Source organism: Paenarthrobacter sp. CM16, assembly GCF_013179505.1.
Lineage (GTDB): Bacteria > Actinomycetota > Actinomycetes > Actinomycetales > Micrococcaceae > Arthrobacter.
In genome coordinates this window covers 1-6,058 of sequence record NZ_JABMCX010000282.1, presented here as the reverse complement: position 1 = coordinate 6,058, position 6,058 = coordinate 1, and the positions used below count along the sequence as shown (strand labels likewise).

Below are 6,058 nucleotides of genomic sequence, written 5' to 3'. Positions count from 1 at the left end.
CGGCCGGCCTGGCGCATGAACCACACGGGCCTGCGGGATGGCGTGCCGCCGCGGTAGGCCGTGATCAACGGCGAGTCCGAGGTGCGGCCGTCCTTCAGCGGGTGATTGGCGTCAAGGGTTCCCGCCGGGGCGTTGGAGGCCGTACTGTTGGATGCTGCCGCGCTAGAAGTCATGCCTTCGATTGTGCCGAAAATCCGGGGCAAAAGATAACGACAAGCTGTCACGTCGCGCCCCGCCCGGGCCGTTGTGGCCGGGATCACCCGCCTGCGTGTGGATCACCACGGCGCCACATTGTTCTACCGGGCTACGAAAAAGCTATGATTGGGGTGCTGTGGTTCTTTTCTCATTGGTGGCTACACACGCCGACATCGACCTCGAAACTGTCGCTCAGTTGAGCAACGGTTCCTCTGAGCTTGCCTCGACAGCCCTGACGGACTCCCAAGTGGTCTCCGGCGCCGTGGTCCTGGCGACGTGCAACCGATACGAGGTTTACGGCGAAACCGCCAACGGCGGCGACCTTGAAGCAGCCCGATCCGCCCTGGTATCCCGGATCAGTGAACTGAGCGGACTGAATGAGCAACTCGTTTCGCGCTCCTTCGCCACGCATACCGGCCCCGAAGTTACCCGGCACCTCTTTGCCGTCAGCGCCGGACTGGATTCCGCCGTCGTGGGTGAACGCGAGATCGCCGGGCAGGTCCGCCGCGCACTGATCACCGCCCAGCAGGAAGGCACTGCCAGCTCCGGCCTGGTCCGCCTTTTCCAGGCTGCGTCCAAGACCGCCAAGGACGTCGGCGCGCAAACTGCCCTCGGCTCGCGCGGGCTGTCCATTGTCTCCGTTGCCTTGGACCTGGCCACCGATCTTGCCGAGAACGACGATTGGTCCACCAAGAAGGTTGTGGTCTTTGGAACCGGGGCTTACGCCGGGGCTACCATGTCCCTCCTCCGGGACCGCGGCTGCACCGATGTTTCCGTTTATTCTTCCTCCGGCCGTGCCGAGGGTTTTGTGGCCACACGCGGCGGAACAGCGCTCGACGCCGATACCCTCCCCGCGGCTGTTGCCGCAGCGGACGTCATGATCGGCTGCAGCGGATCGGACAACCGGGTGGAAGCAGCAGACCTTGCACGCGTCAGGGCACATGCAGGCAAGCCCTTGATCGCGATTGACCTCGCCCTCACCCATGATTTCGACCCCGCTGTGGGCGAACTGGACGGCGTGGAGCTTTTGACCCTGGAATCCGTGCGGCTTGCTGCACCACAGGAACAAGCCGAGTCGTTGTCCCAAGCCAGTGCGATCGTTACCGGCGCGGCCGCGTCCTTCGAATCCGAGCGCGAAGCCCGCTCCGTGGACACGGCAATTGTGGCCCTCCGCCGCCACACCATGAACGTGCTGGACGCCGAGATGGAAAAGGTCCGTGCCCGTCATGGATGCACAGCTGCCGCCGAAGAGGTGGAGTTTGCCCTCCGCCGCATGGTCAAGCAGCTCCTGCACATTCCCACCGTGCGGGCCCGTGAGCTTGCCGCCAACGGACAGCAGGACGATTACGTCGCAGCGCTCGAGGCTCTTTACGGCATCCAGGTGGAACAGCCCCAGGCGGTGGTTCCGGCCGCTGAATGCCCTGTGGACCACCAGCAGCTTCGCTCAGAGAGCGCCTGAAAAAACCGGAGCACACCACCCCGGCCGCCTGCCAAGGCATCGCCCTTGGTTGAGCTGCCCGGACGAAGGAAGCGCCGGGCAACGTCCTAGTACACGGGCTTCTGCGGTTCCACATCCCGCACCCAGGCGAGAATACCGCCGTCGAGATGGCTGACGCGGGTATAACCGGCCCTTTGCGCCGCTTCCAGGACAGCAGCCGAGCGTGTTCCGGCCTTGCAATGGAAGACGATGTCCTTATCCTGCGGCAGCTCCACCCACGCCTCGCCGGAAAGAATACGGCCCTGCGGAATGAGGACCGAACCGTCAATACTGACAATGCTGTGCTCACCGGACTCACGGACATCCACCAGCTCAAAGTCCCGCTCCCCCAACTCCCGTTCGGCGAGCATCCGGGCAAGGTCCTTGGCCGAAAGGGTGTGGTCCTGGTCCGTTGCCGCTGGCGGCGCCACGCCGCAGAAGGCTTCGTAGTCGGTCAGTTCCGTAATGGGCCCGGCTTCCGGATCCTTGGAAACCTTGATCTCCCGCCAGCTTCCGCCCAAAGCGTCGAAGAGGGCCACCCTGCCCAGCAATGAACGCCCGACGCCGGTAATCAGCTTCACGGCCTCAGTGACCATGAGCGATCCAACAGCTGCGCAGAGCATTCCGAACACTCCGCCCTCACCGCAGGACGGCACGGACCCGGCCGGCGGCGCTTCCGGATAGAGGTCCCGGTACGTGGGGCCGTGTTCGGCCCAGAAAACACTGACCTGGCCGTCGAACCGGAAGATGGACCCCCAAACGTACGGCTTACCGAGGATGGCCGCGGCATCGTTGACCAGGTACCGCGTGGCGAAGTTGTCCGCGCCGTCCAAAATGAGGTCATACTGCGCAAACAACTCAAGAGCGTTGGAGGAGTCCAGTCGGATATTGTGCAGAACGACGTTGACCAGCGGGTTCAGTTCCTTGATGGCATCCCGGGCGGATTCGATCTTGGGGGTGCCAACGTCCTTGACGCCGTGGATGACCTGACGCTGCAGATTGCTGAGGTCCACCACATCGTCATCGACGATTCCGAGGGTGCCAACTCCGGCCGCCGCCAAGTACAACAGGGCCGGAGATCCCAGCCCACCGGCACCTATGACGAGCACTTTGGCATTCTTGAGCCTGCGTTGGCCCAAGGCGCCGATTTCGGGAATGATGAGATGCCGGGAGTATCGCTCCACCTCGGCCGTCGTGAGTTCGGCGGCCGGTTCAACAAGGGGCGGCAGGACAGCGGGCGCAGCAGGGCGGGCAGCAACAATTGAGGCCATACCCCAATGTATGCCTGCCGATGCCGCCCGGTCATATTACCCACCGGTAGAGTGGTCATAACTGCAAAGGAAAGGCGGCAGACTGTGGCTGACGGCACAAGGGCACACGATGGGGCGCAGGCCAAGCAGGAACGGGCCGTGCCAACACGTTCACCAAGGTTGCCGCGCGACGAACGCCGCGCGCAGTTGTTGAATGCGGCGTTGGAAGTCTTCGTCTCCAACGGTTTCCATGGCGCGGCCATGGACGAAATCGCCGAGGCCGCCCATGTGAGCAAACCGGTGCTGTACCAGCACTTTCCGTCCAAACGCGAGCTTTATATGGCGCTCCTGGACAGCCACCTGGCCACCCTGACGGAGCTGATGCTCAGCGCCTTGAACTCCACCACGGACAACAAGGAGCGCGTCAAGGCCGTCATGCGGGCCTATTACCGGTTCATCGCCGATGATGACCAAGCCCACCGCCTGGTCTTCGAATCGGACCTCATCAACGATCCCGACGTCAGCTCCCGTTTGGAGACCTTCAACAAAACGTTCGCTGATGCAGTGGCCCATGTCATTGCCGAGGACACCAAATTGCCACCTTTGGAAGCCCAGCTCCTGGGGCGCGGCCTGGCCGGCATGGCGCAAGTCAGCGCCCGCTATTGGCTCGAAACGGACGGGAACCTTGACCTCGATGTGGCCAGTGATCTGATCTATCGTTTAGCTTGGCGCGGAATCAGTCGATTCCCCAAAGAGTCCTAGGCTACAAATAGAGGACTGACTTACAACTTGATTGGCTTGGAGGCCTTGCTGTGGAAGTAAAGATCGGCATTCAGAACGTTGGCCGTGAAATCGTGCTCGAATCCGCTTTGGATGCAGACGCCGTGGCCAAAATCGTGGCAGAGGCCGTGTCAAAGGGCTCGGAACTGCGCTTGACCGATGAAAAGGGCCGCCAGATCATTGTTCCCGGCAGCGTTCTGGGCTACGTGGAAATCGGTGCCGAGGAAGTTCGTCGCGTCGGTTTCGGCGCCCTCTAAGGCCTGTCCCGCTGACGCAGTCCGCTAAGGAGTCTTCATGCTTTCACTCGTTGTGGTGGTTCTGGCTACCGTAGCCAGCGGTTTCATCGTGTGGGCCAACGACAAAAGACACGGCAAGTACGGCATCGCCTTACCTGCGGGCGTTTCGGTGGCTGTGGGCACCCTGAGCTGGATTGCGTTCATCAGCGCCGGCCTGGGTTATCAGCCCGGGGCAACCTGGATTCCCTGGGTCTTGCCGATCGTTCTGGGAACTGCCGCCGCCGCAGGCGTCGTGGTTTTCCTGGGCCGGATACGCACTCAGCATGATACTGCCGCGCTCACCAAGGCACTGCGGCTCTGAGTCGCCAAGGCCCTGAGGCGCCAAGACTCAAGCAGCTTTTAACCAGCAGTGACCGCCGCCCCTCGGGCGACGGTCACTGCTGTTTAACGAAACTGTTCACGATCCCGGATAACGCTCCGGCTGAGCCATTGCACCGAGCCCTGCTGCCGCTTCACTCACAGAGGTTGCAGCGGCGACATCGCGTGAGGTGACCTGCCCACCTGCATCGTGGGACACATACCGGACGTGGACCCTGTTGTAGCGCCATTCCAGATCGGGATGGTGGTTCTGTTGTTCAGCGATTTCTCCCACCGCGGCAATAAGTGCCAGCGCCTGGGCCGCAGTCGGGGTTTTGTAGACGGTCACCAGGCCGTCCTGGTATTTCCAGTCGGGAAGCCGCAGGAGAGCGGCGTCGATTTCTGCTTGGGTCAGGTGGTCCTTGCTTCCAGCCACGTCCGCTCCTTCGCCCGAAGATCCTGCAAGTCGCTAGAGGAACTCTGCCCGGCCCTCCATGGCCGATGACGCCAAAGCGTGCTCACGCCGCGGAATCCGTCCTGCCTGCCTGGCCAGCCTACCGGCGATCACAGCGTGTTTGAAGGCCTCGCCCATCTGCACCGGATTCTGCGCCCGTGTCACTGCGGTGGCCAGCAGCACTGCGTCGCAGCCCAGTTCCATGGCAAGGGCGGCATCGGAGGCGGTCCCGATTCCTGCGTCGAGCACCACGGGGACTGAGGCCCGGGAGACGATGAGTTCAATGTTGTGCGGGTTCAAGATACCCAGGCCTGTTCCGATCGGCGAGCCAAGGGGCATCACCGCGGCGGCCCCCAGATTTTCCAGGCGCAAAGCCAGAACGGGGTCGTCATTGGTGTAGGCGAAGACTTTGAATCCGCGGTTGACCAGTTGCTCTGTTGCCTCAACCAGTTCCACGGCGTCGGGAAGGAGCGTGTGTTCGTCGGCGATGACTTCCAGCTTCACCCAATCAGTTTCCAAGGCTTCCCGGGCCAGTTCAGCAGTCATCACTGCGTCCTTGGCTGTGAAGCAGCCTGCGGTGTTGGGCAGCACGCGGATGCCATGGTCCACCAGCAGCTGGAAAAGCGATCCCGTTTCCGCCGGTGAGTAGCGGCGCATGGCAACGGTGGTGAGCTCAGTCCCCGAGGCCAGGAGCGCCGCGCCCAGCCCATCCAGGCTGGGGGCTCCCCCGGTGCCCATGATCAACCGGGAGCCGAGGACGACGTCGTCGATCACCAGGGCGTCCGTGCGGACCTCTGTATTTGCTGTTGTCATGATTCAGCCTCCTTGGACTGCTGTTACCAGTTCGAGTTCGTCTCCGTCGGCGAGCGCCGTTGCAGCCCATTGGCTCCGCGGCACCACTTCGGAGTTACGGGCGACGGCGACACCCAGCTTGCCGCCGTCGGCCGCCTGTCCGCGGTGGTCCAGGACCCGGCCCGTGACGGCGGTGACCACGGTGCTGACCGATGCGTCATCGGCCACTGCGTGATCGGATCCGTTGAGTTTGATGTTCATGCTGTTTCCTTGTTCTCGAGATTAGGGCGGCGCGGGTTCATTGATGGCCCATCAATGAACCCGCGCTGCACTGAAACGGTCCGGGCGGAAAGCTGCCCACCGGTGGTCTGACGAGCCGTTGATCAGCTCACCCACGATCCGTGCCGCTGCGGGCGTCAGGAGGACTCCGTGCCGGAAGAACCCCGTGGCGATCACCAGGCCGTCAACATCCCCGGTGGCACCAGCTGCCCGCCCCAGCAACGGAGCGTTGTCCGGT

At 62.9% G+C, this 6,058-nt stretch carries 8 protein-coding genes and 2 pseudogenes; 4 read left to right on the top strand and 6 right to left on the bottom strand.

The annotated features are described in order from the left end of the window. Positions 1-203, bottom strand: a pseudogene (locus HP499_RS25280) (uroporphyrinogen decarboxylase); the annotation flags it as partial. Between the two features lie 128 nt (positions 204-331). Here HP499_RS25280 and HP499_RS19555 point away from each other — a divergent pair. Further along, the gene (locus HP499_RS19555; protein ID WP_172325818.1) at positions 332-1,654 is read left to right on the top strand and encodes a glutamyl-tRNA reductase; all 1,323 of its coding nucleotides are present in this window, start codon (positions 332-334) and stop codon (positions 1,652-1,654) included. Positions 1,655-1,740: 86 nt separating this feature from the next. Here the strand turns inward: HP499_RS19555 and moeB are convergent, their stop codons facing one another. Beyond that, entirely contained in the window at positions 1,741-2,943 is a 1,203-nt protein-coding gene (moeB, locus tag HP499_RS19550) for a molybdopterin-synthase adenylyltransferase MoeB (protein ID WP_172325817.1), read from the bottom strand. Between the two features lie 6 nt (positions 2,944-2,949). Here moeB and HP499_RS19545 point away from each other — a divergent pair, with 6 nt between their 5' ends. The 3 genes from HP499_RS19545 to HP499_RS19535 are packed head-to-tail and all read left to right on the top strand — an operon-like array spanning position 2,950 to position 4,299. Continuing rightward, positions 2,950-3,684, top strand: coding sequence for a TetR/AcrR family transcriptional regulator (locus HP499_RS19545; protein ID WP_172325816.1), 735 nt, complete (start codon positions 2,950-2,952; stop codon positions 3,682-3,684). A gap of 50 nt (positions 3,685-3,734) precedes the next feature. Continuing rightward, positions 3,735-3,959 carry a DUF3107 domain-containing protein gene (locus tag HP499_RS19540; RefSeq protein WP_026539987.1) on the top strand — a complete coding sequence of 75 codons (225 nt, stop codon included), beginning with the start codon at positions 3,735-3,737 and terminating at the stop codon, positions 3,957-3,959. A 37-nt stretch (positions 3,960-3,996) separates the two neighbouring features. Then, positions 3,997-4,299, top strand: coding sequence for a hypothetical protein (locus tag HP499_RS19535; RefSeq protein WP_172325815.1), 303 nt, complete (start codon positions 3,997-3,999; stop codon positions 4,297-4,299). A gap of 96 nt (positions 4,300-4,395) precedes the next feature. Here HP499_RS19535 and HP499_RS19530 read toward each other — a convergent pair whose 3' ends face one another. The 4 genes and pseudogenes from HP499_RS19530 to HP499_RS19515 all read right to left on the bottom strand — a co-directional run. Then, positions 4,396-4,731, bottom strand: coding sequence for a 4a-hydroxytetrahydrobiopterin dehydratase (locus tag HP499_RS19530; protein ID WP_172325814.1), 336 nt, complete (start codon positions 4,729-4,731; stop codon positions 4,396-4,398). 33 nt (positions 4,732-4,764) lie between these two features. Next, positions 4,765-5,562 carry a thiazole synthase gene (locus tag HP499_RS19525; RefSeq protein WP_172325813.1) on the bottom strand — a complete coding sequence of 266 codons (798 nt, stop codon included), beginning with the start codon at positions 5,560-5,562 and terminating at the stop codon, positions 4,765-4,767. 3 nt (positions 5,563-5,565) lie between these two features. After that, positions 5,566-5,802: a sulfur carrier protein ThiS gene (thiS, locus tag HP499_RS19520; RefSeq protein ID WP_172325812.1), complete on the bottom strand. Its 237-nt coding sequence runs from the start codon at positions 5,800-5,802 to the stop codon at positions 5,566-5,568. A 51-nt stretch (positions 5,803-5,853) separates the two neighbouring features. Further along, positions 5,854-6,058, bottom strand: a pseudogene (locus HP499_RS19515) (FAD-binding oxidoreductase); the annotation flags it as partial.

Coding starts and splice junctions, on each gene's coding strand:
- HP499_RS19545 (WP_172325816.1), top strand. CDS start 2,950: ATGTATGCCTGCCGATGCCGCCCGGTCATATTACCCACCGGTAGAGTG.
- HP499_RS19535 (WP_172325815.1), top strand. CDS start 3,997: ATGCTTTCACTCGTTGTGGTGGTTCTGGCTACCGTAGCCAGCGGTTTC.
- thiS (WP_172325812.1), bottom strand. CDS start 5,802: ATGAACATCAAACTCAACGGATCCGATCACGCAGTGGCCGATGACGCA.
- HP499_RS19525 (WP_172325813.1), bottom strand. CDS start 5,562: ATGACAACAGCAAATACAGAGGTCCGCACGGACGCCCTGGTGATCGAC.
- moeB (WP_172325817.1), bottom strand. CDS start 2,943: ATGGCCTCAATTGTTGCTGCCCGCCCTGCTGCGCCCGCTGTCCTGCCG.